The organism is Streptomyces sp. NPDC006259, assembly GCF_042870975.1.
Lineage (GTDB): Bacteria > Actinomycetota > Actinomycetes > Streptomycetales > Streptomycetaceae > Streptomyces.
The window spans coordinates 172,063-197,222 of sequence record NZ_JBIAHY010000001.1 but is presented as its reverse complement, the minus strand read 5'-3'; the positions used below and the strand labels follow the sequence as shown (position 1 = coordinate 197,222).

The window sequence follows — 25,160 nt, the reverse complement described above, 5'->3', positions numbered from 1 at the left end:
GGGGACAGTCCGAGAGGGGAATCAGCGCGTGACCGTGAACATGACCAAGGGTCAGGCCATCAGTCTGCAGAAGACCGACGGAGGCAGCCTGACCGCGGTGCGCATGGGTCTCGGCTGGCAGGCTGCCCCCCGGCGCGGCCTGTTCGGCTCCCGCACCCGGGAGATCGACCTCGATGCCTCCGCGGTCCTCTTCGCGGACAAGCAGCCGGTCGACGTCGTCTTCTTCCGCCACCTGGTGAGCGACGACGGCTCCGTCCGTCACACCGGTGACAACCTGGTCGGCGGCGTCGGCCAGGGCGGTGACGACGAGGCGGTCCTCGTCGACCTGTCCCGTGTGCCGGTCCACATCGACCAGATCGTCTTCACGGTGAACTCCTTCACCGGTCAGACCTTCCAGGAGGTGCAGAACGCGTTCTGCCGCCTGGTCGACGAGACCAACGGCCAGGAGCTGGCGCGCTACACGCTCGCGGGCGGCGGCGCCTACACGGCCCAGATCATGGCCAAGGTGCACCGGGTGGGCGCCGGCTGGAACATGACCGCCCTCGGCACCCCGGCCAACGGCCGCACCTTCCAGGACCTGATGCCGGCGATCCTGCCCGCGCTGTAACCGGGCCGGGCCGAGCGGCACACGACAACACGACACGCGACGCAGGGGGACCACAGGCGATGACGGTCGAGCTGGTGCGGGGCCAGAACCACCCGCTCTCCGAAGTCCGCCTCGAGATCAGGGTCTCGGCCGGCACCCCGGTCGTGGTGGCGGCCACACTCGGCGACGAGAGCGGCAGGATCCAGGGGGTGGAGTGGGTCGCCCACCCGGGCGCACCCACCCTGCCTGGCCTGGAGGTCTCCCGGCAGGCGGCCGCCGACCATCGCCTCGCGGTGGACCTGGACGCCGTCGCGGAGAGCGTGCACCGAGTCAGCGTCCTGCTCGCCCTGCCCACCGGGGCGGGCCAACCGGTCGACTTCGGTTCCCTCGCGGCGCCCTTCGTCGCCGTCACCGGCCTCGACGGCTCCGAGGTGGCCGGCTTCAGCCTCACCGGCCTCGGCCCCGAGTCGGCCGTCGTCGCCCTGGAGCTGTACCGGCGCCAGGGCGCCTGGAAGGTCCGCGCGGTCGGCCAGGGGTACGCGGGCGGCCTCGGCGCCCTCCTCGCCGACCAGGGCCTGGCACGGGCCCAGCAGCTCGCGTCCGGCATCAACGAGGCCGTGGCCCGGGGGCTGGCCCGCTCGGTCCCGGCCCCGCCGCCGCGTACGGCCGACGGGGACCGCGCCCGGCAGGCGGCCGCCTCCACCCTCGGTCCCGACCAGGGCGGAGTTCCTCACGGCGGGCAGGGCACCACCCAGGGTGGATCCGGCCCGTACGACGGTGCGCAGGGCGTCCAGGGCCCGAGGGAACCCGCGGATGCCGTGGCCGGGTACCCGTCAGGGCCCGGGGACCCCTCGGTGACCACCCAGCCGGGCACCCCCACGGCGGCCGGCACCGGCGGCCCCGTCGACTACAGCCACCCGCGCCGCCGGAACACGGCCCCGCCGCCCCCGCCCCCCGCGCCCGCGGCCGAGCCCGGCAGGCCCGCGCAGCCGGTCGCCGGCGACGCCACCGGCTGGTCCATGGAGGAGCGGCTGTACAACCAGGTCTGGGGCATGTTCGAGGACCTGGCCCGCAGCACGGCCGCGTACCGCAGCGCCGTCGACTTCGCCGACACGCGCATGGAGAGGGAACTCGACGAGGTCCTGTCCGACCCGCGCAGTCGCATCGGCGGCCAGGGCGACGCCGCCCGCGAGGCCGCTCGCGCCAAGCACGCCCAGCTCGTCGACCAGGCCCGGCAGGTGCTGGACCGGGACCTCGCCCAGCTCGCCGCCGAGGCTGACGTGGTCGAGCCGGCGCTGCCCCCCGCCTTCGCACGCTGGGACAATCCCGCCTGGCACGCCTACCGCGTCCCGATGGAAATGCCCATGGCCCTGCGCCTGGGCGACCTCCACCTGCCGGAGAGCGACCGGCTGCGCGTCCCCATGCTCATCCGCCTCCCGCTCGAGCGCGGGCTGTGGGTCGACAGCGGGCGGACGGGGTCGCCGGACGGTTCGTTCCTCGACTCCCACGAGCTGCGCCGTCTCGCGCTGGACACGGCGGTGGCGCACACGGCGCGGCTGCTCGCGGTCCATCCGGCTGACGAGTTCACCGTGCACGTCGTCGACCCGGCCGGTTCGGGCGCCCAGGCGCTCGCCCCGCTGGTGCGGAGCGGGGTGCTGGCGGCGCCGCCCGCTGTGGGCGCGGCCGGTGTGGCGGACGTCCTGACCCGCCTCACCCAGCACGTCGACCTGGTGCAGATGGCGGTGCGCGGCGGGGCGGCGGACTCGCTCCCGCCCGGCTTCGACACCGCCCAGCAGCTCCTGGTGGTCAACGACTTCCCGCACGGTTTCGACGACCGTGCCGTGACCCAGCTCCGCTACCTCGCGGACGAGGGCCCGTCCGTCGGCGTCCACCTGATGATGGTCGCCGACCGCGAGGACGCCGCCGGTTACGGTCCGTTGCTGGACCCCCTGTGGCGCGGGCTGATGCGTCTGACCCCGGTGCCGGACGATCACCTCGCCGATCCCTGGGTCGGGCATGCCTGGACGTACGAGCCGGCCCTTCTGCCGCCCGGCAGCCAGGTGCTCCAGCAGGTCCTGGCACAGGTCGCCGAGGCTCGCCGCCAGTGGCGGGGCTGATCACTCCCACGCCTTCACCAAGCAACCGTAAAGAGCCTCTGACCAGGAAATTTGAACTTAACTTTGCCGATTGCTTTACCTTTCCTTGGTGATTGGGTACTGTTTTCCGTACGGAGGGGAGTACTCCCTACCTGCTGCGGCGTACCCGTCAATACGGATCAGGCCTGATCCCGGGGCGTCGGCCCGTGTGGCTCCGCGCGCATGCTGTGCGCCGGGGCCCGGGGTGGAAGAGACCTCCGGCAGCGCGACGACGCTGATCACCTGCCGTTACGTACTGCCGGAGGCGCAGTGGATGTTTCCTTGACCCTTTGGGTCCTGACCATCGTGGGCCTAGCCGCCCTCATCGCGATCGACTTCTTCATCGGCCGCAAGCCGCATGATGTGTCGATCAAGGAAGCCGGTATCTGGACCGTCGTCTGGATCGCCCTGGCCGGCCTGTTCGGGCTCGGCCTGCTCATCTTCAGCGGGGGCCAGCCCGCCGGAGAGTTCTTCGCGGGCTTCATCACCGAGAAGTCGCTCAGCGTCGACAACCTCTTCGTGTTCGTCCTGATCATGGCGAAGTTCGCCGTCCCGTCGCAGTACCAGCAGCGGGTCCTGCTCGTCGGCGTGCTCATAGCCCTGGTCCTGCGGGCTGTCTTCATCGCCGCGGGCGCCGCGATCCTCGCCAGCTTCTCCTGGGTGTTCTACCTCTTCGGCGCCTTCCTGATCTGGACCGCCTGGAAGCTCATCCAGGAGGCCCGGGCCGACCAGGAGGACGAGGAGTTCGAGGAGAACAAGCTGCTCAAGGCCGCCGAGCGCAGGTTCGGTGTGGCCGACCGCTACCACGGCACGAAGCTGTGGATCGAGCAGAACGGCAAGCGGGTCATGACGCCGATGCTGGTCGTCATGCTCGCGATCGGCACCACCGACGTGCTCTTCGCCCTCGACTCGATCCCCGCCATCTTCGGCCTGACGCAGGACCCGTACATCGTGTTCACGGCCAACGCGTTCGCCCTGATGGGGCTGAGGCAGCTGTACTTCCTCATCGGCGGCCTGCTGAGGAAGCTCGTCCACCTCAGTTACGGACTGTCGATCATCCTGGGCTTCATCGGCGTGAAGCTGGTGCTGCACGCCCTGCACGAGTCGGGGGTCCACGTCCCCGAGATCGGCATCCCGGTCTCGCTCGGCGTCATCTGCGCAGTCCTGATCGTCACCACGATCACCAGCCTGCGGGCCTCCAAGAAGCTGGCGGCGGCCGAGCAGACCCAAACTGGGGGCGCGTCGAAGGACAGCATCGACGTCTGATCACCCACGGCGGAGGAACACCCCCTTCCGGGAGCGGCGCGCGGCGATGGCCGGGCGCCGCTCCCGGGCCTTCCAGCCCGGAATGCGCGGCCCGTGCCGCTCTGCGACGATCGCTGCATGATCGCTCGGCTCAGGTCGCTCGCGTCCCGCTGGACGGCCCTCGTGCCCGCGCTCGCCGTCGTCCTGCTGGCCCTGACCTGGGGCCGTGACCTCGCCCCGGCCGTCGTGGCCCTGGTCACGGTCGTCCTCGCCGGAGCGGTCCTGGCGGCCGTGCACCACGCGGAGGTCGTGGCCCACCGCGTCGGCGAACCGTTCGGGTCCCTGGTGCTCGCGGTCGCCGTGACGATCATCGAGGTGGCGCTCATCGTCACGCTGATGGTGGACGGCGGCGACAAGGGCTCCACCCTCGCCAGGGACACGGTCTTCGCCGCCGTGATGATCACATGCAACGGCATCGTCGGTCTGTGCCTCCTCGTCGCCTCCCTGCGCCACGGCACGGCCGTCTTCAACCCCGAGGGCACCGGCGCCGCCCTGGCCACCGTCGCCACCCTGGCCACACTCAGCCTGGTCCTGCCGACCTTCACCACCAGCAAGCCGGGCCCGGAGTTCTCCAGCGTCCAGCTCACCTTCGCCGCCCTGTCCTCACTGGTCCTCTACGGCCTGTTCGTGGCGACCCAGACCGTCCGGCACCGCGACTACTTCCTTCCGGTCACCCGGCAGGGCGACGTGATCACGGGCAACGACCACGCCGCCGTGCCCTCGTCCCGTACCGCACTGATCAGCCTGAGCCTGCTCGGCCTGGCACTGATCGGAGTGGTCGGACTGGCCAAGGGGGTCTCGCCCACGATCGAGGACGGCGTGGAGGCCGCCGGCCTCCACCACGCCGTCGTCGGTGTGGTCATCGCGCTGCTCGTGCTGCTCCCCGAGACCATCGCCGCGCTGCGCTCCGCCCGCCGCGACCGGGTGCAGACCAGCCTCAACCTCGCGCTCGGCTCCGCGATGGCCAGCATCGGCCTGACCATCCCGGCGGTCGCTCTGGCCTCCGTCTGGCTGTCAGGCCCACTCGTCCTCGGGCTGGGCCCCACCCACATGGTGCTGCTCGCGCTGACCGTCGTCGTCAGCTCTCTGACGGTCGTACCGGGAAGGGCCACGCCGCTCCAGGGCGGCGTGCATCTGGTGCTGTTCGCGGCCTATCTGGAGCTGGCGATCAATCCCTGACGGCAGGACGCCGACGCGACGACGCCGGCGCGTGACGCCGGCGCAACGCCCCCTCGACGCGACCGCCGTGGGCAGTCCCCTCTCGGCCTCCGCCCCTGATGCGGCTCTCCACTGCGGCCTCACCCCGCCGTCACCCGGACGCCCCCTCAGTCGCTCGGGGCTGTCCCCACCGCCCCCGCCCGCGCCGTTGCCCCCGCCGCCGTCTCCGCTCCTTCCGCCGTGCGCGCCTTCGGCGGAGGCACCGGTCGGGTCTCCGGCAGTAGGGCGAAGCAGCCGAGGCTGAGCAGGGCGATGCCCGTGAGGTAGGCGCCCACCCCCCACGGGACGCGCCCGGAGTGCTCGGTGAGGGCCGTCGCGGCGAGGGGGGTGAGCGCCCCGCCGAGGACTCCGCCGAGGTTGTAGCCGACCGCGGCGCCCGTGCAGCGGATCCGCGGTTCGTACAGCTCCGGAAGGTACGCGGCGACGACGGCGAACATCGTGACGAAAGCGAGCATGGCACCGAGGAACCCCAGGAACATCGGCATCGGCTCACCCGTGCCCAGCAGTACCACCAGGGGGAACATCCACAGCGCGGCGGCGGCGGAGCCGGCGAGGCACAACGGCCGTCGCCCGTAACGGTCGCCGAGCAGGGCCGCCACCGGCGTCAGCGCCCCCTTCACGACCACCGCCGCCATGATGCAGGTCAGGATGACGGTACGGCTCACCCCGAGCCGCTCCGTCGCGTACGCCAGCGACCAGGTGGTCACGGTGTAGAAGATCGCGTACCCGACGGCGAGTCCGCCGGCGGTGAGCAGGACGAGCCGCCAGTGGGAGCGGACCACCTCGGCGAGCGGCACGCGCGCGGGGTCCTCGATCTCCAGGAACCGGGGGCTCTCGGGCAGTGAGGACCTCAGCCACAGCCCGAGCGCCGCCAGCACTCCCGCGGCCCAGAAGGGCACCCGCCAGCCCCACCGCGCGAACTGCTCCGCGGTCAGGGTCGTGGACAGCGCCAGCACCAGCCCGTTGGCGAGCAGGAAGCCGACCGCGGGCCCCACCTGCGGGAAGCTCGACCACAGCCCGCGCCGCCCGGCGGGCGCGTGCTCCGCGGTCAGCAGCACCGCGCCGCCCCACTCCCCGCCGAGCCCCAGCCCTTGCAGGAACCGCAGCACGAGCAGCAGTACGGGAGCCGTCACGCCGATCGAGCCGTACGTCGGCAGGCAGCCGACGGCGACCGTCGAGGCGCCGGTCAGCAGCAGGGAGACGACGAGGACCGGCCGGCGTCCGCGCCGGTCCCCGACGTGACCGAAGACCACCGACCCCAGCGGCCGCGCCAGGAAGCCCACCCCGAACGTCGCGAAGGCGGCCAGCGTCCCCGCCAGGGGCGAGAACGTCGGGAAGAACAAGGGTCCCAGGACGAGCGCCGCGGCGGTTCCGTAGACGAAGAAGTCGTAGAACTCGATGGCCGTCCCGGCGAGTGAGGCGGCCGCGAGCCGCGGCATGGAAGGGACCCTCGCGCTGCTTACGGTGCGTACGTCGTGCATGCCGCGTCAACTACCCAGCGTGACCGCGAGTTACGGGGGCGCACGGTGTCGCGTCCGCGGGGCGCGGGACTCAGTAGGTGACGGTGATGCGCCGCGCCGGGCCGTCCACGCGGATCGTGCCGCCGTAGGGCAGCACGAGCTGCGGCTCCGTGTGGCCGAAGTCGACGTCGAAGACGGCGAGGGTGTCGGGCGCGTAGATCTCGAGCGCGCTCACCACGGCCTCGCGCTGCTCGGCGGCGTACCGGGCGGCGTCCGCGGGGCTGTTGGGCTGTTCGAAGGACCAGGTCTTGGCGCGGGCCATCAGGAAGGCGGAGAACCGCTGGAGGAGACCGCGCTCGCCCATGTTGCGCAGGATCCGGAAGACCTCCGTACCGCTGGGCAGTTCCTCCGAGGTTTCCAGGAAGAGCACGCCGCCGTCGTACACCGACAGGTCGTGGGAGATCTCGCGGTCGGCCATCAGGAGCCAGGCGAGGATCTCCAGGCAGCCGCCCCAGCCGCGGCCCTCGACCACCCGGTCGGGGTTGCGCCAGATCCAGCCGGTGCCCGGACGGGTCTCCGGTTCGGACGCGAAGGTCGCCGGGTCGGCCCAGTCGCGGTTGACGTCGTTCCAGCGCTCGGCGGGCCGCAGCTCGTAGGCGCCCGAGGTGAACAGGGCCGCCCGCAGGGAGTCGGCGGTCAGTGGGTCCATGGCCACCGGCCGCCCGAGCTGGACCATCACGGTCGCCCCGTGGTAGCCGACGATTCCCGTGTTGTACAGGAAGGCGAGCAGGTTGGTGTTGTCGCTGGTCCCGAAGAACGGCTTCGGGTTGGCCCGGATCAACTCCCGGTCCAGCAGCGGCAGAACGGTGATCTGGTCGTCACCGCCGATCGAGGCGATGACCGCCTTGACGCCGGGGTCGGCGAAAGCCGCGTGGATGTCGTCGGCCCGCTCCTGCGGCGTGGCCCCCATCCTGCGGGTCGTCGGGTACTCGACCGGCTCGAGGCCGAACTCCTCGCGCAGCCTCTCCAGGCCCAGCTCGTGGGGGACCGGGAAGAGTCCCGGGAGACCGGCGCCCGGCGAGAGGACGGCGATGCGGTCACCGGGCGAGGGCTTGGGAGGGTACGACGGTGTGGTCATGCCACGAGGCTAGAGCTTCCCGACCCGCTCTTTCACCGTGATAAACCGGGTCCGAGCAGCGGTCCGACGGGCCGCCCCCGCCCAACGGACCGGAGGAAACCGTGCCCCGCACCCTGGCCGACGCGCCCATCATGATTCTCAACGGCCCCAACCTGAACCTCCTGGGGCAGCGCCAGCCGGAGATCTACGGCTCCGACACGCTCGCCGACGTGGAGGCGCTCTGCGCGAAGGCGGCGACCGCGCACGGTGGCACGGTCGACTTCCGGCAGTCCAACCACGAGGGCGAGTTGGTGGACTGGATCCACGAGGCGCGGCAGAACCACTGCGGCGTGGTGATCAACCCCGGCGCCTACTCGCACACGTCGGTCGCGATCCTCGACGCGCTCAACGCCTGCGACGGACTGCCGGTGCTGGAGGTCCACATCTCCAACATCCACCGGCGGGAGTCCTTCCGGCACCACTCGTACGTCTCCCTGCGCGCCGACGGGGTCATCGCGGGCTGCGGGGTGCAGGGCTACGTGTTCGCCGTGGAGCGGGTCGCCGCCCTGGCGGGCGCCGGGCAGGCGAGCACGTGAGGACCGGCCGCGCCTGAGGACCGGCCGCCCCGGCCCTGAGCACCGGCCGCGCATGACGACCGGCAGCACCGGCCGCCCCACCCGTAAGCACCGGCATCCAGGCAGGCGCCCCTTACCGTCGGCGTCCGTCAGAGACGTCCGGCCTCCACGATCCGCCGCAGGAAGCGCCGCGTGCGCTCCTGCCGGGGATCGCCGAAGACCTGCGCCGGCGGGCCGTGCTCCAGCACCACACCGGCGTCCAGGAAACAGACCTGGTCGGCGACCTCGCGCGCGAACCCCATCTCGTGCGTGGCGAGCACCATGGTCATGCCGTCACCCTTCAGATCACGCACCACGTTCAGGACCTCGCCGACCAGCTCCGGGTCGAGCGCCGCGGTGATCTCGTCGAGCAGCAGCAGCCGGGGACGTACGGCGAGGGCGCGCACGATGGCCACACGCTGCTGCTGGCCGCCACTGAGCCGGTCCGGGTACTCGCCCGCCTTCCCGCCCAGCCCGAGCCGCTCCAGCAGCTGCCTGGCGTGTTCCTCGGCCTCCGCGCGGGCGACGCCGTGCACACGGCGAGGAGCGAGGGTGATGTTCTCCAGCACCGTCATGTGCGGGAAGAGGTTGTACGCCTGGAACACCACGCCGATACGGCGCCGTACCGCGTCCGGGTCGGCCCGTGGGTCGGTGATCTCCTCCCCGTCCAGCCAGATCGCCCCGTCGTCGATGTCCTCCAGCAGGTTGGCGCAGCGCAGCAGTGTGGACTTGCCGGAGCCGGAGGCGCCGATCAGCGCGGTCACCGTGTGCGGGGCGACCTCGAGGTCGACGTCCCGCAGGACGACGGAGTCGCCGAAGGTCTTGCGGACGGCCTCCATCCGCAGCACGGGTGAGCCCTCGGGGGAGGCGGGCGCGTCGCTCATGTCGTTCCTCCCTGGGCCCGCTGACGGTCCATCCGGGCCGTCACCCAGTCCGTGAACCGGGTCATCGGGATGGTCAGCGCCACGAAGACCAGCCCCGCGACGACGTACGGCGTGTAGTTGAGGCTGCGCCCCACGATGATGTCCGCCGCGCGTACGGCGTCGATGGCGCCGCCGATCGACACCAGCCCGGTGTCCTTCTGGAGGGACACCAGGTCGTTCAGCAGCGGCGGCACCTGACGGCGCACCGCCTGGGGGAGGACGACGTACCGCAGGGCCTGCCGGTTGCTCAGGCCCAGCGAGCGGGCCGCGGCGCGCTGCGAGGGGTGGACGGACTCGATGCCGGCGCGGAACACCTCGGCCACGTAGGCCGAGTACGTCAGCGTCAGCGCCGTGCCGCCGAGCAGCACCGGGTCGACGGTCACGCCCTGGAGGCGCAGGGCAGGCACGCCCAGTACCACGATCATCAGGTTGATGATGAGGGGCAGACCGCGGAAGAAGTCGGTGTAGGCGGCCGCGAGCGCCCGCAGCGGGAAGAAGACGGGACCGCGCAGGGTGCGGGCGACGGCGATGAGCATGCCGAGGACCAGCACGGCGGCTCCGCAGACCAGCAGCAGCCGGACGTTCAGCCACAGCCCTTCGAGGATTTTGGGGAACGCCTCGCGCGCGTACTGCCCGTCGAAGAACGTCTCCTTGGTGCGTTCCCAGCCCGGCGCGCTCACCACGACCAGGTAGAGGACGACACCGGTGACCAGGGTGGAGACCGCGGCGATCGCGGTCGCGCGGCGGGCACGCGCGCGGTGGTGGCGCTCGCGCTCCAGCCGCCGCTCCGAGGGCACGTACCCGTCGCCGGCGGCCTCCGTGCCGTCGTCGGCTCCGCCCGGCCCCGACTGCTCCTTCACGAGCGTCACTTGAGCACCGGGGCGTCGACGGCGTCGGCGAGCCACCGCTGCTCGATCCTCGCCAGTGTGCCGTTCTCGCGGAGGGTGTCCACGGCGTTCGTCACGCAGGGGGTGAGCGCGCTGCCCTTGTCGAGCACCAGCCCGAACTGCTCGGGAGTGCCGCCCTCGTTCGCGAACTGCCCGACGATCCGGGCGTCCGTGACCTCCGCGGCGGTGATGTAGAAGGCGGTCGGCAGGTCGGTGACGATGGCGTCGACCTGGCCGTTCTTCAGCGCGGACTTGGCCTGGTCGTTCTTGGCGTAGACGGCTGCCGCAGCGGTCGGCTTCACGACGTCGTCGATGTAGTCGAGGCTGGTGGTGCCGACCTGGGCGCCCAGCTTGAGGCCCTTGAGATCGGCGATGCTCTTCGCGCCGGCGGCCTTGGAGCCCTTCAGCGCGATGACGGCCTGGCGTACGTCGTAGTAGCCGGACGAGAAGTCCACGGCCTTCTTGCGCTCGTCGCTGATCGACACCTGGTTGATGTCGAAGTCGAAGGTCTTCACACCGGGCGCGAACGCCTTGTTGAACGGCACGCTCTGCCAGACGACGGCGCTCTTGTCGTATCCGAGCTGCTCCGCCACGGCGTAGGCCACCGCCGACTCGAAGCCCTCGCCGCTCGCGGGCTTGCCGCCCTTGAACCACGGCTCGTACGCGGGCTCGTCGGTGGCGATCGTCAGTGTGCCGGAGGTCCTGGTGGCCAACTTGCCCTTGGCGCAGGTGTCTCCGGCCGTACCGGACGGCGAGGCGGTCGCCTTCTCCTCCGGCTGCGGTGCGCAGCCGACGGCGGTGGCGAGGAGGGCGACGGTGAGGCCGGCGACGGCGCGGCGCAGGGTACGAGGGGCAGGGCGCATGGCGGGAGACTGGCAGCGAAAGCCGTGTTTGTCGAGGTCACGCCCCTACCTGTCCGCATGGTGGGAAGCAGTGTTGCGGTCACGTGAACACAGGGGGAAGAAGCCCGCCGGAGCCGCCGGTCGAGGCCGGGGAACGGAGACCGGCGGCCCGTACCGCGCCGGAGCCGTCGTCCCGCGCGGGGCTGCGACCGGTCGACCGCGTCAGCGGGTGCGCGGGGAGCGCCCGCGAGCCGTCGGAGCGTACGCGGCTTCACACCGGCGCGCACAGGACCGCGCGCCCCCTGGCTGTCGTGCGCGCGCCGGGTCGGCACATCCTCGGCGGGTACGCGCGGTGTTCACCACCCGCGCGCGTACCACTCCGGCAGGTGGGGGCGCTCGTCGCCCAGCGTGGTGTCGTCGCCGTGGCCCGGATAGACCCAGGTCTCGTCCGGGAGCACGTCGAAGATCTTCGTCTCCACGTCGTGGATCAGACGGGCGAACGCCTCGGGGTCCTTGCGGGTGTTGCCCACGCCACCGGGGAAGAGGCAGTCGCCCGTGAACACGTGCGGATGCCCGTGCGGGTCGTCGTACACGAGGGCGATCGAGCCCGGCGTGTGTCCGACCAGATGGCGTGCGGTGAGCCGTACGTTTCCCACCCGGACGACGTCGCCGTCGTCGACCAGGACGTCGGTCGGCACCGGAATGCCCTCGGCGTCGTGCCGGCCGGCGTACGTACGCGCGCGCGTGGCCGCGACGACCTCGGCGAGCGCCTGCCAGTGATCTCCGTGGCGATGGGTGGTGACGACGGAGGCGATGCCGTCGTCGCCGATCGTGCCGAGCAGGGCCCGCGCGTCGTTGGCCGCGTCGATCAGCAGCTGCTCGTCCGTGGCCCGGCAACGCAGCAGATAGGCGTTGTTGTCCATCGGGCCGACCGCGATCTTGGTGATCATCAGGTCCTTCAGCTCGTGCACGTCCGCCGGACCGCCGACCCGCACTTCTCCGCTGTACGTCATGACCGCCAGCCTATAGCGGGGGCAGGGCCGGGAGCGGGCCGCCGCGGACGGTGAGGGCGGCGCCGTCGCGGCGGCCGGCGAGCCACCCCAGGAGGTCCGCGCGGGAGCCCTCGACCGTCACCTCGGGGCCTTCCGCCTCCCGGCCGCTGTGCCACACGCGCGTGCCGTCCTCGATACGCGTCGGCGGCACGTCGGGGTGGCCTGCGAACCGCTCCGCGAGGAAGTCGATCTCCCGCACGGCGAACTCCTCCGGCAGATCCTCCAGCTCATAGCCGATTCCGAGGTCCACGTGGTGCAGCTCCACCTCGGCCCTCCGCCGGAAGGGCACCCTCGCCGCCGCGTCGGTGACGCCGTTGCGCAGCTCGACCGTGCGCGACCAGTCGGCGGGGGCGGCGCCGGCCTCCTGGAAGCGGGCGGCGCTGTCCCGGAGGTCCGCGAGCTGGACGGCCAGGGGGCGCGGGGCGTCCCGCTCGATGTCGGCGTCCCGCACGGTGGCGTCGACGTACATGGGACGGCCGTGGAGGACGTTCGCCAGGGCGTCGGCGTTGCGGGCCAGGTGGGCGAGGACGTGACCGCGGCTCCAGCCGGGCAGACGTGACGACTGCGTCACGGACGCGGCCTCCAGCTCGGCGACTGCGGTGAGGAGCCGCTCCGTCGCCTCACGTACAGACTCCAGGTCATGAGCGTGATCAATCATGGTGCTGACCCTAGCTTCGCCACACCTTCGGGTGAAGGTGGTCGGACCACGCCCGTGAATCGAATGTACGTGCTATATGGTCGGTGGCGGCGTCGGGCATGCTGGAGAGCAGGGGATTGTTGTCAACCCGTGAATCCGACCGGCGTTGTCAGTGGCTCCCCCTAGTCTGGGAAAGACGGGGGCCCCGCCCCTGTCACTTCTCTCAAGAAAGGTGCGGACCGGCGTGGCCGACCGTCTCATCGTCCGTGGCGCGCGCGAGCACAACCTCAAGAATGTCTCGCTCGACCTGCCGCGCGACTCGCTCATCGTCTTCACGGGCCTGTCAGGGTCGGGCAAGTCCTCGCTGGCCTTCGATACGATCTTCGCCGAGGGGCAGCGGCGCTACGTCGAGTCCCTCTCCTCGTACGCCCGGCAGTTCCTCGGCCAGATGGACAAGCCGGACGTCGACTTCATCGAGGGCCTCTCCCCGGCGGTCTCCATCGACCAGAAGTCGACCTCGCGCAACCCGCGCTCCACGGTCGGCACCATCACCGAGGTCTACGACTACTTGCGGCTGCTTTTCGCGCGCATCGGCAAGCCGCACTGTCCCGAGTGCGGCCGCCCCATCTCGCGCCAGTCGCCCCAGGCCATCGTGGACAGGGTGCTGGAGCTGCCGGAGGGCAGCCGCTTCCAGGTGCTGTCGCCGCTGGTCCGCGAGCGCAAGGGCGAGTTCGTCGACCTCTTCGCCGACCTCCAGACCAAGGGCTACAGCCGCGCGCGGGTGGACGGCGAGACCGTCCAGCTCTCCAACCCGCCCACGCTGAAGAAGCAGGAGAAGCACACCATCGAGGTGGTCATCGACCGCCTGACGGTGAAGGAGTCCGCCAAGCGCCGGCTCACCGACTCCGTCGAGACCGCCCTCGGCCTGTCCGGCGGCATGGTCGTGCTCGACTTCGTCGACCTGCCCGAGGGCGACCCCGAGCGCGAGCGCATGTACTCCGAGCACCTGTACTGCGCGTACGACGACCTCTCCTTCGAGGAGCTGGAGCCCCGCTCCTTCTCCTTCAACTCGCCCTTCGGCGCCTGCCCCGACTGCTCCGGCATCGGCACGCGCATGGAGGTCGACCCCGAACTGATCGTCCCCGACGAGGACAAGTCCCTCGACGAGGGGGCCATCCACCCCTGGTCCCACGGGCACACCAAGGAATACTTCGGCCGCCTGGTCGGGGCCCTCGCGGACGCCCTCGGCTTCCGCACCGACATCGCGTTCGCGGGCCTGCCGCAGCGTGCCAGGAAGGCACTCCTGCACGGCCACAAGACGCAGATCGAGGTCCGCTACCGCAACCGGTACGGCCGCGAGCGCGTGTACACGACGCCGTTCGAAGGCGCCGTTCCGTTCGTGAAGCGCCGGCACAGCGAGGCCGAGAGCGACGCCAGCCGCGAGCGCTTCGAGGGCTACATGCGCGAGGTGCCCTGCCCCACCTGTGAGGGCACCCGCCTCAAGCCGATCGTCCTCGCGGTCACGGTCATGGGGAAGTCCATCGCCGAGGTCTCCGCGATGTCGATCAGCGACTGCGCGGACTTCCTGGGCGAGCTGAAGCTCGACGCGCGCGACAAGAAGATCGCCGAACGCGTCCTGAAGGAGGTCAACGAGCGACTGCGGTTCCTGGTCGACGTGGGCCTGGACTACCTCTCGCTCAACCGGGCCGCCGGCACCCTCTCCGGCGGCGAGGCCCAGCGCATCCGCCTGGCCACCCAGATCGGCTCCGGCCTCGTCGGCGTGCTGTACGTCCTCGACGAGCCGTCGATCGGCCTGCACCAGCGCGACAACCACCGGCTGATCGAGACCCTCGTCCGGCTGCGCGACATGGGCAACACGCTCATCGTCGTCGAGCACGACGAGGACACCATCAAGATCGCCGACTGGATCGTCGACATCGGCCCCGGCGCCGGTGAGCACGGCGGCAAGGTCGTGCACAGCGGCTCCCTCAAGGAGCTGCTCGCCAACGACGAGTCGCAGACCGGGCAGTACCTGTCCGGCAAGAAGGCCATCCCGCTGCCCGACATCCGGCGCCCACTCGACCCGGCCCGGCAGCTCACCGTGCGGGGTGCCCGCGAGAACAACCTGCGGGACATCGACGTCTCCTTCCCGCTGGGCGTCTTCACCGCGGTCACGGGCGTGTCCGGCTCCGGGAAGTCGACCCTGGTCAACGACATCCTGTACACCCACCTGGCCCGCGAACTGAACGGCGCGAGGAACGTGCCGGGGCGCCACACGCGCGTGGACGGCGACGACCTCGTCGACAAGGTCGTCCACGTCGACCAGTCGCCCATCGGCCGCACCCCGCGGTCGAACCCGGCGACCTACACCGGCGTCTTCGACCACGTCCGCAAGCTGTTCGCCGAGACCACCGAGGCGAAGGTCCGCGGCTACATGCCCGGCCGCTTCTCCTTCAACGTCAAGGGCGGCCGCTGCGAGAACTGCGCGGGCGACGGCACGATCAAGATCGAGATGAACTTCCTCCCGGACGTCTACGTCCCGTGCGAGGTCTGCCACGGCGCCCGCTACAACCGGGAGACCCTGGAGGTCCACTACAAGGGCAAGTCCATCGCCGACGTCCTGAACATGCCGATCGAGGAGGCGACCGGGTTCTTCGAGGCCGTCCCCGCGATCGCCCGCCACCTCAACACCCTCAAGGACGTCGGTCTCGGCTACGTCCGTCTCGGCCAGTCCGCGACCACCCTGTCCGGCGGTGAGGCACAGCGCGTCAAGCTCGCCAGCGAGCTGCAGCGCCGCTCCACCGGCCGCACGGTCTACGTCCTGGACGAGCCGACCACGGGTCTGCACTTCGAGGACATCAGCAAGCTCCTCAAGGTCCTCTCCGGCCTCGTGGAGAAGGGGAACACGGTCATCGTCATCGAGCACAACCTCGACGTGATCAAGACCGCCGACTGGGTCGTCGACATGGGTCCCGAGGGAGGCGCGGGCGGCGGCATCGTCGTGGCGGAGGGGACGCCGGAGGAGGTGGCCGGGGTCCCGGCCAGCCACACCGGCAAGTTCCTGCGCGAGGTCCTCGGCGACCGCGTCAGCGACGCGCAGCCGGTCAAGGCCCCGCGCAGGACGGCGGCGAAGAAGACCGTCGCGGCCAGGACGACGGCGAGGAAGACGGCCACCGCCAAGGCGAACGCCGACAGCGCGACGACGAAGAAGGCCGCCGCGGCCGCGAAGAAGTCGGCCGCGACCAAGTCGGCCGCGAAGAAGGCGGCAGGGAAGTAGGACACCGCACGAGCGGTACGGCGCCCCGCGGGAACTCCCCGCGGGGCGCCGGCCGTTCACAGCTCGCCGAGTTCCGAGGCGTACGGCGGTTCCGCGCCCGCCCGCGAGCAGGTGATCGCCGCCGCGCGGGCCGCGAAGCGCAGCAGCCGTTCCCAGCCGTCGTGTCCCAGGTCCGCGAGGGCCGCGGGCGACAGGGCGTCCCCGACCGAAAGGGCGTGCAGCAGCGCCGCGTTCACCGTGTCCCCGGCGCCGATGGTGTCCACGACGTCGACCTTCTCGCCGGGCACCGGGTACACGGAGCCGTCCCGGGTGAAGGCGGTCAGCCCGTCACCCCCGTGCGTGATCACGACGGCGGCGGGCCCGGCGGCCAGCCACTCGCGCGGGGTGCCGCCCAGCCACAGGGCGTCCTCCTCGGAGAGCTTGAGCAGGGACACCGAGGGCAGCCAGCTCCTGAAGCGCGCCCGGTGGGCGTCGGCGTCCGGGATCAGACCGGGGCGGATGTTCGGGTCCATGGCGACGAACAGACCCCGCCCGGCCGCGGCCCGCATCAGCTCCTCGTACGCGCTCGCCCCCGGCTCCAGGACCAGCGAGCAGGTGCCGAAGGACACCGCCCGGGTCGCGACGGGCAGGCCGGCCGGGGCGGTGAACAGCCGGTCGGCGGTGCCCTCGACGTAGAAGGAGTAGGCGGCCGAGCCGTCCCCGTCGAGCGTGGCGACCGCGAGGGTGGTCGGCTCCGCGCCGCGCTGCACCGCCGACACGTCCACGCCCGAGTCCCGCAGCCTGCCGAGGAGCGCCTCGCCGAAGGCGTCGTAGGAGACGCGGGAACAGAAGGCGGTGGGGGAGCCGAGGCGGCCGAGGGCCACGGCCGTGTTGTACGGGCCGCCGCCGAGGGCCGGTTGCAGAGCCGCGAGGGCGCCACGGCCCTGCGGTACCAGGTCGATCAGGGCCTCACCGGCGACGACGATCACGGGGCGGTTCCTCTCTCCGGTGGCTCGGTGAGCGCACCGCTCGGGCTGTCGGTGGCCAAGCGTCGCATGAAGCCCGGCTGCGGCGTGGTCCCGCACCGGACGGTGGGCGGAGGCGCTGACGCGAACGCGCCCGTCCGCACAACCCCGCCCGTCCGCACAACCCCCGCGCGCGCTCCTGCGCGACCGTCCCGCCACAACCTGTGGCATTCCGTACCAACCCGCCGCGTCCCGGTGCGATCCCTCCCGATATGGTGCGCGGGGCGACGGCCCGCCCTCCGTACGCCGTACGGCCGCCGTTCCGCCGGTCGCCCCCTGCCTCGGTCTTCGGGAGGTTATGCACCCCGAAGCCCCCGAGACCCTTGAACCCGAACCCTGGAGATCCGCATGCCCGCCAGTCAGTCAGCGACCCGCCGTACCGTCCTGCGGGGAGCGGCCCTCGCGCCTGTCGCGGGGCTCGGTTCGGCCGCCTGTTCGGCGACCGGAGGGACCACCGCCCCCGCCACGCCGACCGCGCCCGTCGAACTGGGGGCGGACGGCGAGGTCGCGAAGGGGGGAGCCAGGCTCTACCGGGACCACAACGTGGTGGTCGGCCGGTCCGCGAGCGGCGAACTGAAGGCATACAGCACGATCTGCACGCACGCGGGTTGCCCCATCAACAAGCTCGACGGGACGACTCTGGTCTGTCCCTGCCACGGCAGCGAGTTCGACGCCACGACCGGCGAGGTGCTGCGGGAACCGGCGACCGTACCGCTGCACGAACTCCCGGTCAGGACCGAGAACGGCAAGATCGTGTCCGGGCCCGCCGCCTGATCCGGGCGCCCGCCCGGCCGCCGGATCAGCGGTGAGCCGGCCGCCCGCTCACTCCCAGTCCCAGCCGATGCCCACCATGCCGGACCGCACCCGCGCCTCCACGAGGTGCACCGATCGGTGCTGCCGGCTGACGGCGAGTTCCTCGCGTCCGCCGCGCGGGGCCGCCGCGGAGTGCCGCGTGAAGCGGTGGCACCGCACCGGCACGGCGTTCTCGTCGAACCGGACCTGTAGGGCGTACTGGCCGCCCGGGGCGCCGAAACCGCGGACGTACTCGCGGGAGACTCCGGCGGTGCCGTCCTCGACGCCGTAGCCGAAGAGGAAGGTCTCACCGGCGCGCAGACGGGTGTCGAAGAGGAACTCGGCCACCAGGACGCCGGTGTCGTGGTGCCGGCGGACGCGACCGGTCCGGCAGTTCTCCAGGGCGTGCACGGTCATGCGTTCCGGGGCGCAGCCGGGGTCCCCGTGGTGGACGGCGACGAATCGGTCCACGCCGTCGCGGTCGGCGCGCACGATGTGCTGCGACTCGCGCTCCAGCAGCTCTCGGCAGGCCCCGACACGGACCCGTTCATGGTGGCCGAGGGTGTGCAGCCCGTCGTCCAGCGGGCACTCCAGTTCGACGAGCAGTTTGTCCAGGACGTCCGAGGCCTCCAGGAACGAGCGGTAGGTCCGTCCGGGCGGCTGTCCCGGGGCCGCCTTCTCGTCGGTCTCCGTGAGCAGCCGGATCAGTGACTCGTCCGGCAGCTGGAGGATCTCCTCCAGGGCCCGCACGGCCCGCAGCGACTCCGGGCGCTGCGGGCGCCGGGCTCCCTGCTGCCAGTAGCTCAGGCTCGTGACGCCCACCTTGACCCCGTGCCGCGACAGATGGTGCTGGACGCGCTGCAGGGGCAGCCCCCGGGCGGCGATCGCGGCGCGCAGGGCGACGTGGAAGGGGCCGCCGCGCAGCACCGCGTCCAGCCCGGCGCCGGTGTCGTGGGAAGAGGACCGCGTGCCGGTCTCCGTGGCGGTGAGCGCGTCGGCGTCCGCGTGCTGTGGGGCGTCCGGCATGCCTGGGCCTTTCTGTGAATGCTCGCGACGGCTGGTCGGACCGTTCGCGAGGGTGACCGGGCCGCCCCGGTGACGCGGGGCGTGCCTTCACGTCCGTGCCGCGTGGTTCACCGCCCGGAGTTCCCCCGCATTGAAGCGTGTTGACCTGGTCCCGACAACAGCTGCCGCCGGAACGCGGCCCGGCCGTGGCCGAGTCCGCGCCCCCCGACGTCCCCGCGCCGTTGTCCACAGCCCCGCCGGACTGTCACCGCGCGCCAGTAGGGTGTGAGACATGGCCGACCCCTCCAGCTACCGCCCCAAGCCGGGACAGATCCCCGACTCTCCCGGGGTGTACCGATTCCGCGACGAGCACCGCCGGGTGATCTACGTCGGAAAGGCGAAAAGCCTGCGCCAACGCCTGGCGAACTACTTCCAGGACCTGGCCGGCCTCCACCCGCGCACCCGCACCATGGTCACCACGGCCGCGTCCGTGGAGTGGACAGTGGTGTCCACGGAGGTCGAGGCGCTCCAGCTGGAGTACTCGTGGATCAAGGAGTACGACCCCCGGTTCAACGTCAAGTACCGCGACGACAAGAGCTACCCGTACCTCGCGGTGACGATGAACGAGGAATTTCCGCGCGCGCAGGTGATGCGCGGGCACAAGAAGAAGGGCGTCAGGTACTTCGGGCCGTACGCGCACGCGTGGGCGATCCGGGACACCGTCGACCTCCTCCTGCGGGTCTTCCCGGTCCGCACCTGCTCGGCCGGCGTCTTCAAGAACGCCGCCCGCACCGGACGCCCCTGTCTGCTCGGCTACATCGGCAAGTGCTCCGCGCCCTGTGTCGGCCGGATCTCGCCCGACGACCATTGGGAGCTGGCGGACGAGTTCTGCGACTTCATGACCGGCCGCACCGGCACGTACCTGCGCCGTCTGGAGGCGCAGATGACGGAGGCAGCCGAGGAGATGGAGTACGAGCGGGCCGCCCGCCTGCGCGACGACATAGGGGCCCTGAAGAAGGCCATGGAGAAGAACGCGGTCGTGCTCGCCGACGCGACCGACGCCGACCTGATCGCGGTCGCCGAGGACGAGCTGGAGGCGGCCGTCCAAATCTTCCACGTCCGGGGCGGGCGCGTCCGCGGCCAGCGCGGCTGGGTCACCGACAAGGTCGAGGACATCACCACCGGCGCCCTCGTCGAACACGCCCTTCAGCAGCTCTACGGCGAGGAGACCGGTGACGCGGTCCCCAAGGAGGTACTGGTCCCCGCCCTGCCCGACCCGCTGGAGCCGGTCCAGGAGTGGCTCACCGCCCGCCGCGGGTCCGGTGTCTCGCTGCGCATCCCGCAGCGCGGCGACAAGCGGGCCCTGATGGAGACCGTGGAGCGCAACGCCCAGCAGGGCCTCGTCCTGCACAAGACCAAGCGAGCCTCCGACCTCACCACGCGCTCGCGCGCCCTGGAGGAGATCGCCGAGGCCCTCGACCTGGACAGCGCCCCGCTGAGGATCGAGTGCTACGACATCTCGCACCTCCAGGGCGACGACGTCGTGGCCTCCATGGTCGTCTTCGAGGACGGCCTGGCCCGCAAGAGCGAGTACCGCCGCTTCCAGATCAAGGGCTTCGAGGGCCAGGACGACGTCCGCTCCATGCACGAGGTGATCACCCGTCGCTTCCGCCGCTACCTCGCCGACAAGGAGCGGACGGGGGAGTGGGTCGACGGCGACACGGACGCCACGGCCGTCTCCGCCGAGACTCCCGCCGGAGCCGGAGCCGGAGCCGGAGCCGGAGCCGGAGCCGGAGCCGGAGCCGGAGCCGGAGCCGGAGCCGGCGCCGGCGCCGTCGCCGTCGACGGCCCGGTCGCCAGCAGTCTCACCGAGGAAGACGGCCGGCCCAGGCGGTTCGCCTACCCGCCCCAGCTCGTCGTCGTCGACGGCGGACAGCCCCAGGTGGCGGCGGCCAAGCGGGCGCTGGACGAGCTGGGCATCGACGACATCGCCGTCTGCGGCCTCGCCAAGCGCCTGGAGGAGGTCTGGCTGCCGCACGACGACGATCCGGTCGTCCTGCCCCGCACCAGCGAGGGCCTCTATCTGCTCCAGCGGGTCCGCGACGAGGCCCACCGCTTCGCGATCAGCTACCAGCGGACCAAGCGGGCCAAGCGGTTCCGCGCCGGCCCGCTGGACGACGTACCGGGTCTCGGCGAGACGCGCAAGCAGGCGCTCATCAAGCACTTCGGTTCGATGAAGCGGCTGCGGGCCGCGACGATCGACCAGATCTGCGAGGTACCCGGCATAGGCCGGAAGACGGCCGAGACGATCGCCGCGGCCTTCGCCCGTGCGGCCGCGCCCGCACCCGCCGTGAACACGGCGACCGGAGAGATCATGGATGAGGAGGAGCCCGACACGACGGCGGGCTCCCCCGGGGAGCCCGTGGCCGCGGGAGCTCCGGAAGACCGACGGGGGCAGGAGACATGACCGAGCACGACGCACGACCCGCACCGGAGCGGGAACCGCCACCCACGGCGACCGCCGGGGCCGCGCCCCGGCAGGGGCACAGCCGGACCGGCGAGGACCGCCCGCAGCACCATCCCCGGCACGACCCGGACCCCACCGGGGCCGAACACCCCGCGGACGCCCCCGGCGCCGCGAACACCGCAGGTCACGAAGACGGAGCACAGGTGAGTACCGACGTCACGCCGCCCGGGATCCCCGAGGCGGCCATCCCCGAGCTGGTGATCATCTCCGGCATGTCCGGGGCCGGCCGTTCGACGGCCGCCAAATGTCTGGAGGACCTCGGCTGGTTCGTCGTCGACAACCTCCCGCCCGCGCTGATCCCCACCATGGTGGAGCTGGGCGCCCGCTCCCAGGGCAACGTGGCGCGGATCGCGGTCGTCGTCGACGTACGCGGCCGCCGATTCTTCGACAACCTCCGCGAGTCCCTCGCCGACCTCGAGGCCAAGGGCGTCACCCGGCGGATCGTGTTCCTGGAGTCCTCCGACGACGCCCTGGTGCGCCGCTTCGAGTCCGTGCGCCGCCCGCACCCCCTCCAGGGCGACGGACGCATCGTCGACGGCATCGCCGCCGAGCGCGAACTGCTGCGCGAACTGCGCGGCGACGCCGACCTGGTGATCGACACCTCCAGCCTCAACGTGCACGAGCTGCGCGCCAAGATGGACGCCCAGTTCGCCGGCGACGAGGAGCCCGAGCTGCGGGCCACCGTCATGTCCTTCGGCTTCAAGTACGGCCTGCCCGTGGACGCCGACCTGGTCGCGGACATGCGCTTCCTGCCCAACCCCCACTGGGTCCCGGAGCTGCGCCCCTTCACGGGGCTGAACGAGGAGGTCTCCGCGTACGTCCTCAACCAGCCGGGGGCGAAGGAGTTCCTCGACCGGTACGCCGAACTCCTCCAGCTGGTCGCCGCGGGCTACCGCCGGGAGGGCAAGCGCTATGTGACCATCGCGGTCGGCTGTACGGGCGGCAAGCACCGCTCGGTCGCGATGTCGGAGAAGCTGGCCGCGCGCCTCGCGGCCGAGGGCGTGGAGACGGTGGTCGTGCACCGGGACATGGGACGGGAATGACAGGACGTACTCCGCGGCTGGGCCGGCTGCGCAGAACGGCGTCGGAAGGGCGCGCGAGCCGGCCGGTCGAGGCCCGCGGCGGCAAACCGCGCCGCCGCGGCACCCAGCCCAAGGTCGTCGCCCTCGGCGGCGGCATGGGGCTGTCCGCCTCGCTCACCGCACTGCGCCGGATCACGGGCGACCTCACCGGCGTCGTCACCGTGGCCGACGACGGCGGTTCCAGCGGGCGTCTGCGCGACGAGCTGGGCGTGCTGCCGCCCGGCGACCTGCGCAAGGCCCTGGCCGCCCTGTGCGGGGACGACGACTGGGGCCAGACCTGGGCCAGGGTCATCCAGCACCGCTTCCAGTCGCAGGGCGAGATCAACGGCCACGCCGTCGGCAATCTGCTGATCGTCGCCCTGTGGGAGCAGCTCGGCGACCATGTCCAGGCCCTGGACCTGGTCGGAAAGCTGCTGGGCGCACAGGGACGCGTGCTGCCCATGTCCGCCGTACCACTGGAACTCCAGGCGCTGGTCAAGGGGCACGATCCGACCCGCCCCGAGGACGTCGACACCGTGCGCGGGCAGGCGACCGTCGCGCTCACCACCGGCGAGGTGCAGTCCGTGCACCTCGTGCCGCCCGACCCGCCGGCCGTCCCGGAGGCGGTGGCGGCCGTCCTCGACGCGGACTGGGTGGTGCTCGGCCCCGGCTCCTGGTTCTCCTCGGTCATCCCGCACCTGCTGGTGCCCGAACTGCTGGACGCGCTCACCGAGACGAAGGCACGCCGGGTACTCTCCCTCAATCTCGCGCCGCAACCGGGAGAAACCGAGGGCTTCTCCCCGCAGCGTCATTTGGAGGTTTTGGGACGACACGCCCCTAAACTCGCCCTGGACGTGGTGCTGGCCGACGAGGCCGCCGTGCCCGACCGCGACTCCCTGACCGATGCCGCCAAACGGTTCGGGGCCGCGGTCGAGCTGGCGCCGGTGGCCCGGCCCGATGGGACCCCGAGGCACGACCCGGAGCTGTTGGCCGCCGCGTACGACCGTATTTTTCGGATGCATGGAAGGATCGGCCCATGGCGATGACGGCAGCGGTGAAGGACGAGATCTCCCGGCTCCCCGTCACCCGGACCTGCTGCAGAAAGGCGGAGGTCTCCGCCATCCTGCGGTTCGCCGGCGGCCTCCACCTGGTGAGCGGGCGCATTGTGATCGAGGCGGAGCTGGACACGGCGATGGCGGCCCGTCGGCTCAAGCGGGACATTCTGGAGATCTTCGGCCACAGTTCGGAACTGATCGTGATGGCTCCCGGCGGACTGCGCCGCGGCTCGCGTTACGTCGTACGGGTGGTCGCGGGCGGCGATCAGCTGGCCCGCCAGACCGGCCTGGTGGACGGCCGCGGACGACCCATCCGCGGGCTGCCCCCACAGGTGGTCTCCGGCGCCACCTGTGACGCGGAGGCGGCCTGGCGCGGGGCCTTCCTGGCGCACGGCTCGCTCACCGAGCCCGGCCGGTCCTCCTCCCTGGAGGTCACGTGTCCGGGTCCGGAGGCCGCGCTCGCGCTGGTCGGCGCCGCCCGTCGGCTGTCGATCGCCGCGAAGGCCCGCGAGGTGCGCGGAGTCGACCGGGTCGTGGTCCGCGACGGCGACGCGATCGGCGCGCTGCTCACCCGCCTCGGCGCCCACGAGTCCGTACTGGCCTGGGAGGAACGCCGGATGCGCCGCGAGGTGCGCGCCACGGCGAACCGTCTCGCCAACTTCGACGACGCCAACCTGCGCCGCTCCGCCCGTGCCGCCGTCGCCGCCGGGGCCCGCGTCCAGCGTGCCCTGGAGATCCTCGGCGACGAGGTGCCCGAGCATCTCGCGGCGGCCGGCCAGCTGCGCATGGAGCACAAGCAGGCCTCCCTGGAGGAGCTGGGCGCGCTCGCCGACCCCCCGCTGACCAAGGACGCGGTCGCCGGCCGGATCCGCCGGCTCCTCGCGATGGCCGACAAGCGTGCCTCGGACCTCGGCATCCCGGGCACCGACGCCAATCTCAGCGAGGAACTCGCCGACAACCTGGTGGGCTGACGCCGGACCGGGCTCGGTCGGCGGGGGCCTGACCCGGCTTGGTGTCTGACCGGGCTAGGTCGGCCGGTGGCCCGTCCCGGCCTTGGCACCTGGCCGGGCCGGGTCGACCAGCGTCCTGGCGAACCGGGCGTCTGGCGGGTTCGGTTGCTTGGCCGTTTGGTGCTCCGGGGTCTGATCGGGCGGGTTGGCGGATGGCCGGTGCCCTCAGTGCCTGACCGTGCTCGATCGGCCGGCTGCCCGACGAACCAGGCCTTCGACGGCTTCGGTTGACCGACGATCTCGTGCCCGGGGGCTGTACGGGCGGATCGGCCGCTGGGTCGCCGGCCTGAGTGCCCGACCCGGCGGTGACCCGACGGCCTGGCTATCTGACTGCGCCCGGCCGGTCGGCATACTGACGAACCGGGCGTCTGGCGGGCTCGGTCGGCCAAACACCTGGTGGGCCGGGGCCTGACCTGCGGGCCGCTGAACGAACCGGCGGCCTGGGTGTCTGACCGGGCTAGGTCGGCCGGTGGCCCGTCCCGGCCTTGGCACCTGGCCGGGCCGGGTCGACCAGGGTCCTGGCGAACCGGTCGTCTGGCGGGTTCGGCCGACGGACGGCCCCACGGCGTGGGTGGCCCGGCGGCGTGGGCAGCCCGACGGCCTGCCCGGTGGACCGGGCCACGCTGGCCGGTAGCCCCGGTAGCCCCGGTAGC

Annotated in this window: 20 protein-coding genes; 11 read left to right on the top strand and 9 right to left on the bottom strand. The window is 71.9% G+C overall.

Features of this window, described 5'->3' with window-relative positions; all coding sequences use genetic code 11:
* Nucleotides 1-28 precede the first annotated feature (28 nt).
* The 4 genes from ACFYO5_RS00895 (at nt 29) to ACFYO5_RS00880 (ending at nt 5,205) form a co-directional block, all read left to right on the top strand.
* Nucleotides 29-607: a TerD family protein gene (locus ACFYO5_RS00895; RefSeq protein ID WP_356569195.1), complete on the top strand. Its 579-nt coding sequence runs from the start codon at nt 29-31 to the stop codon at nt 605-607.
* Between the two features lie 59 nt (nt 608-666).
* On the top strand, nt 667-2,703 hold the full coding sequence (locus ACFYO5_RS00890) for a TerD family protein (RefSeq protein WP_388702688.1): 2,037 nt from the start codon (nt 667-669) through the stop codon (nt 2,701-2,703).
* Nucleotides 2,704-2,991: 288 nt separating this feature from the next.
* Nucleotides 2,992-3,987 carry a TerC family protein gene (locus tag ACFYO5_RS00885; RefSeq protein WP_388702685.1) on the top strand — a complete coding sequence of 332 codons (996 nt, stop codon included), beginning with the start codon at nt 2,992-2,994 and terminating at the stop codon, nt 3,985-3,987.
* A gap of 117 nt (nt 3,988-4,104) precedes the next feature.
* Nucleotides 4,105-5,205 carry a calcium:proton antiporter gene (locus ACFYO5_RS00880; RefSeq protein WP_388702682.1) on the top strand — a complete coding sequence of 367 codons (1,101 nt, stop codon included), beginning with the start codon at nt 4,105-4,107 and terminating at the stop codon, nt 5,203-5,205.
* A gap of 146 nt (nt 5,206-5,351) precedes the next feature.
* Here ACFYO5_RS00880 and ACFYO5_RS00875 read toward each other — a convergent pair whose 3' ends face one another.
* Both ACFYO5_RS00875 and ACFYO5_RS00870 read right to left on the bottom strand, forming a co-directional pair.
* Nucleotides 5,352-6,683, bottom strand: a complete 1,332-nt coding sequence (locus ACFYO5_RS00875; protein WP_388702680.1) for an MFS transporter — start codon at nt 6,681-6,683, stop codon at nt 5,352-5,354.
* 112 nt (nt 6,684-6,795) lie between these two features.
* A complete protein-coding gene (locus tag ACFYO5_RS00870) occupies nt 6,796-7,842 on the bottom strand; it encodes a S66 peptidase family protein (protein ID WP_388702678.1) in 1,047 nt (348 codons plus the stop codon).
* Nucleotides 7,843-7,943: 101 nt separating this feature from the next.
* On the opposite strand from ACFYO5_RS00870, the gene aroQ reads away from it, so the two are divergent.
* Nucleotides 7,944-8,417, top strand: a complete 474-nt coding sequence (aroQ, locus tag ACFYO5_RS00865; RefSeq protein ID WP_356569183.1) for a type II 3-dehydroquinate dehydratase — start codon at nt 7,944-7,946, stop codon at nt 8,415-8,417.
* Between the two features lie 128 nt (nt 8,418-8,545).
* On the opposite strand, the gene ACFYO5_RS00860 is transcribed toward aroQ, so the two are convergent.
* From ACFYO5_RS00860 to ACFYO5_RS00840, 5 genes are all read right to left on the bottom strand, one after another.
* Nucleotides 8,546-9,319, bottom strand: a complete 774-nt coding sequence (locus ACFYO5_RS00860) for an amino acid ABC transporter ATP-binding protein (RefSeq protein WP_388702676.1) — start codon at nt 9,317-9,319, stop codon at nt 8,546-8,548.
* Nucleotides 9,316-10,227 (bottom strand): amino acid ABC transporter permease, encoded by a 912-nt coding sequence (locus tag ACFYO5_RS00855; protein WP_388702674.1) that lies wholly within the window; start codon nt 10,225-10,227, stop codon nt 9,316-9,318. Before ACFYO5_RS00855 ends, ACFYO5_RS00860 begins: the two co-directional genes overlap by 4 nt.
* Nucleotides 10,224-11,108: an ABC transporter substrate-binding protein gene (locus tag ACFYO5_RS00850; protein ID WP_388702672.1), complete on the bottom strand. Its 885-nt coding sequence runs from the start codon at nt 11,106-11,108 to the stop codon at nt 10,224-10,226. Before ACFYO5_RS00850 ends, ACFYO5_RS00855 begins: the two co-directional genes overlap by 4 nt.
* 335 nt (nt 11,109-11,443) lie before the next feature.
* On the bottom strand, nt 11,444-12,100 hold the full coding sequence (locus tag ACFYO5_RS00845; RefSeq protein WP_388702670.1) for an MBL fold metallo-hydrolase: 657 nt from the start codon (nt 12,098-12,100) through the stop codon (nt 11,444-11,446).
* A gap of 10 nt (nt 12,101-12,110) precedes the next feature.
* Complete coding sequence (locus ACFYO5_RS00840) at nt 12,111-12,797, bottom strand: maleylpyruvate isomerase family mycothiol-dependent enzyme (protein ID WP_388702669.1); 687 nt, start codon at nt 12,795-12,797, stop codon at nt 12,111-12,113.
* Nucleotides 12,798-13,020: 223 nt separating this feature from the next.
* Between ACFYO5_RS00840 and uvrA the strand changes: the two genes are divergently transcribed.
* Nucleotides 13,021-16,053: an excinuclease ABC subunit UvrA gene (uvrA, locus tag ACFYO5_RS00835; protein WP_388702667.1), complete on the top strand. Its 3,033-nt coding sequence runs from the start codon at nt 13,021-13,023 to the stop codon at nt 16,051-16,053.
* A 56-nt stretch (nt 16,054-16,109) separates the two neighbouring features.
* On the opposite strand, the gene ACFYO5_RS00830 is transcribed toward uvrA, so the two are convergent.
* On the bottom strand, nt 16,110-17,021 hold the full coding sequence (locus ACFYO5_RS00830; protein ID WP_388702665.1) for a carbohydrate kinase: 912 nt from the start codon (nt 17,019-17,021) through the stop codon (nt 16,110-16,112).
* Nucleotides 17,022-17,405: 384 nt separating this feature from the next.
* Here ACFYO5_RS00830 and ACFYO5_RS00825 point away from each other — a divergent pair, with 384 nt between their 5' ends.
* A complete protein-coding gene (locus ACFYO5_RS00825; RefSeq protein WP_388702663.1) occupies nt 17,406-17,831 on the top strand; it encodes a Rieske (2Fe-2S) protein in 426 nt (141 codons plus the stop codon).
* A 48-nt stretch (nt 17,832-17,879) separates the two neighbouring features.
* Here the strand turns inward: ACFYO5_RS00825 and ACFYO5_RS00820 are convergent, their stop codons facing one another.
* Nucleotides 17,880-18,875: a hypothetical protein gene (locus tag ACFYO5_RS00820; protein ID WP_388702662.1), complete on the bottom strand. Its 996-nt coding sequence runs from the start codon at nt 18,873-18,875 to the stop codon at nt 17,880-17,882.
* Between the two features lie 271 nt (nt 18,876-19,146).
* Between ACFYO5_RS00820 and uvrC the strand changes: the two genes are divergently transcribed.
* The 4 genes from uvrC to whiA are packed head-to-tail and all read left to right on the top strand — an operon-like array spanning nt 19,147 to nt 24,468.
* Nucleotides 19,147-21,321: an excinuclease ABC subunit UvrC gene (gene uvrC, locus ACFYO5_RS00815; protein WP_388702660.1), complete on the top strand. Its 2,175-nt coding sequence runs from the start codon at nt 19,147-19,149 to the stop codon at nt 21,319-21,321.
* Nucleotides 21,318-22,424: an RNase adapter RapZ gene (gene rapZ, locus ACFYO5_RS00810; RefSeq protein ID WP_388702658.1), complete on the top strand. Its 1,107-nt coding sequence runs from the start codon at nt 21,318-21,320 to the stop codon at nt 22,422-22,424. Before uvrC ends, rapZ begins: the two co-directional genes overlap by 4 nt.
* Nucleotides 22,421-23,488: a uridine diphosphate-N-acetylglucosamine-binding protein YvcK gene (gene yvcK, locus ACFYO5_RS00805; RefSeq protein ID WP_356569161.1), complete on the top strand. Its 1,068-nt coding sequence runs from the start codon at nt 22,421-22,423 to the stop codon at nt 23,486-23,488. The genes rapZ and yvcK overlap by 4 nt, the downstream gene beginning before the upstream one ends.
* Nucleotides 23,479-24,468, top strand: a complete 990-nt coding sequence (whiA, locus tag ACFYO5_RS00800; RefSeq protein ID WP_388702657.1) for a DNA-binding protein WhiA — start codon at nt 23,479-23,481, stop codon at nt 24,466-24,468. The genes yvcK and whiA overlap by 10 nt, the downstream gene beginning before the upstream one ends.
* The last annotated feature ends 692 nt before the right edge of the window (nt 24,469-25,160 follow it).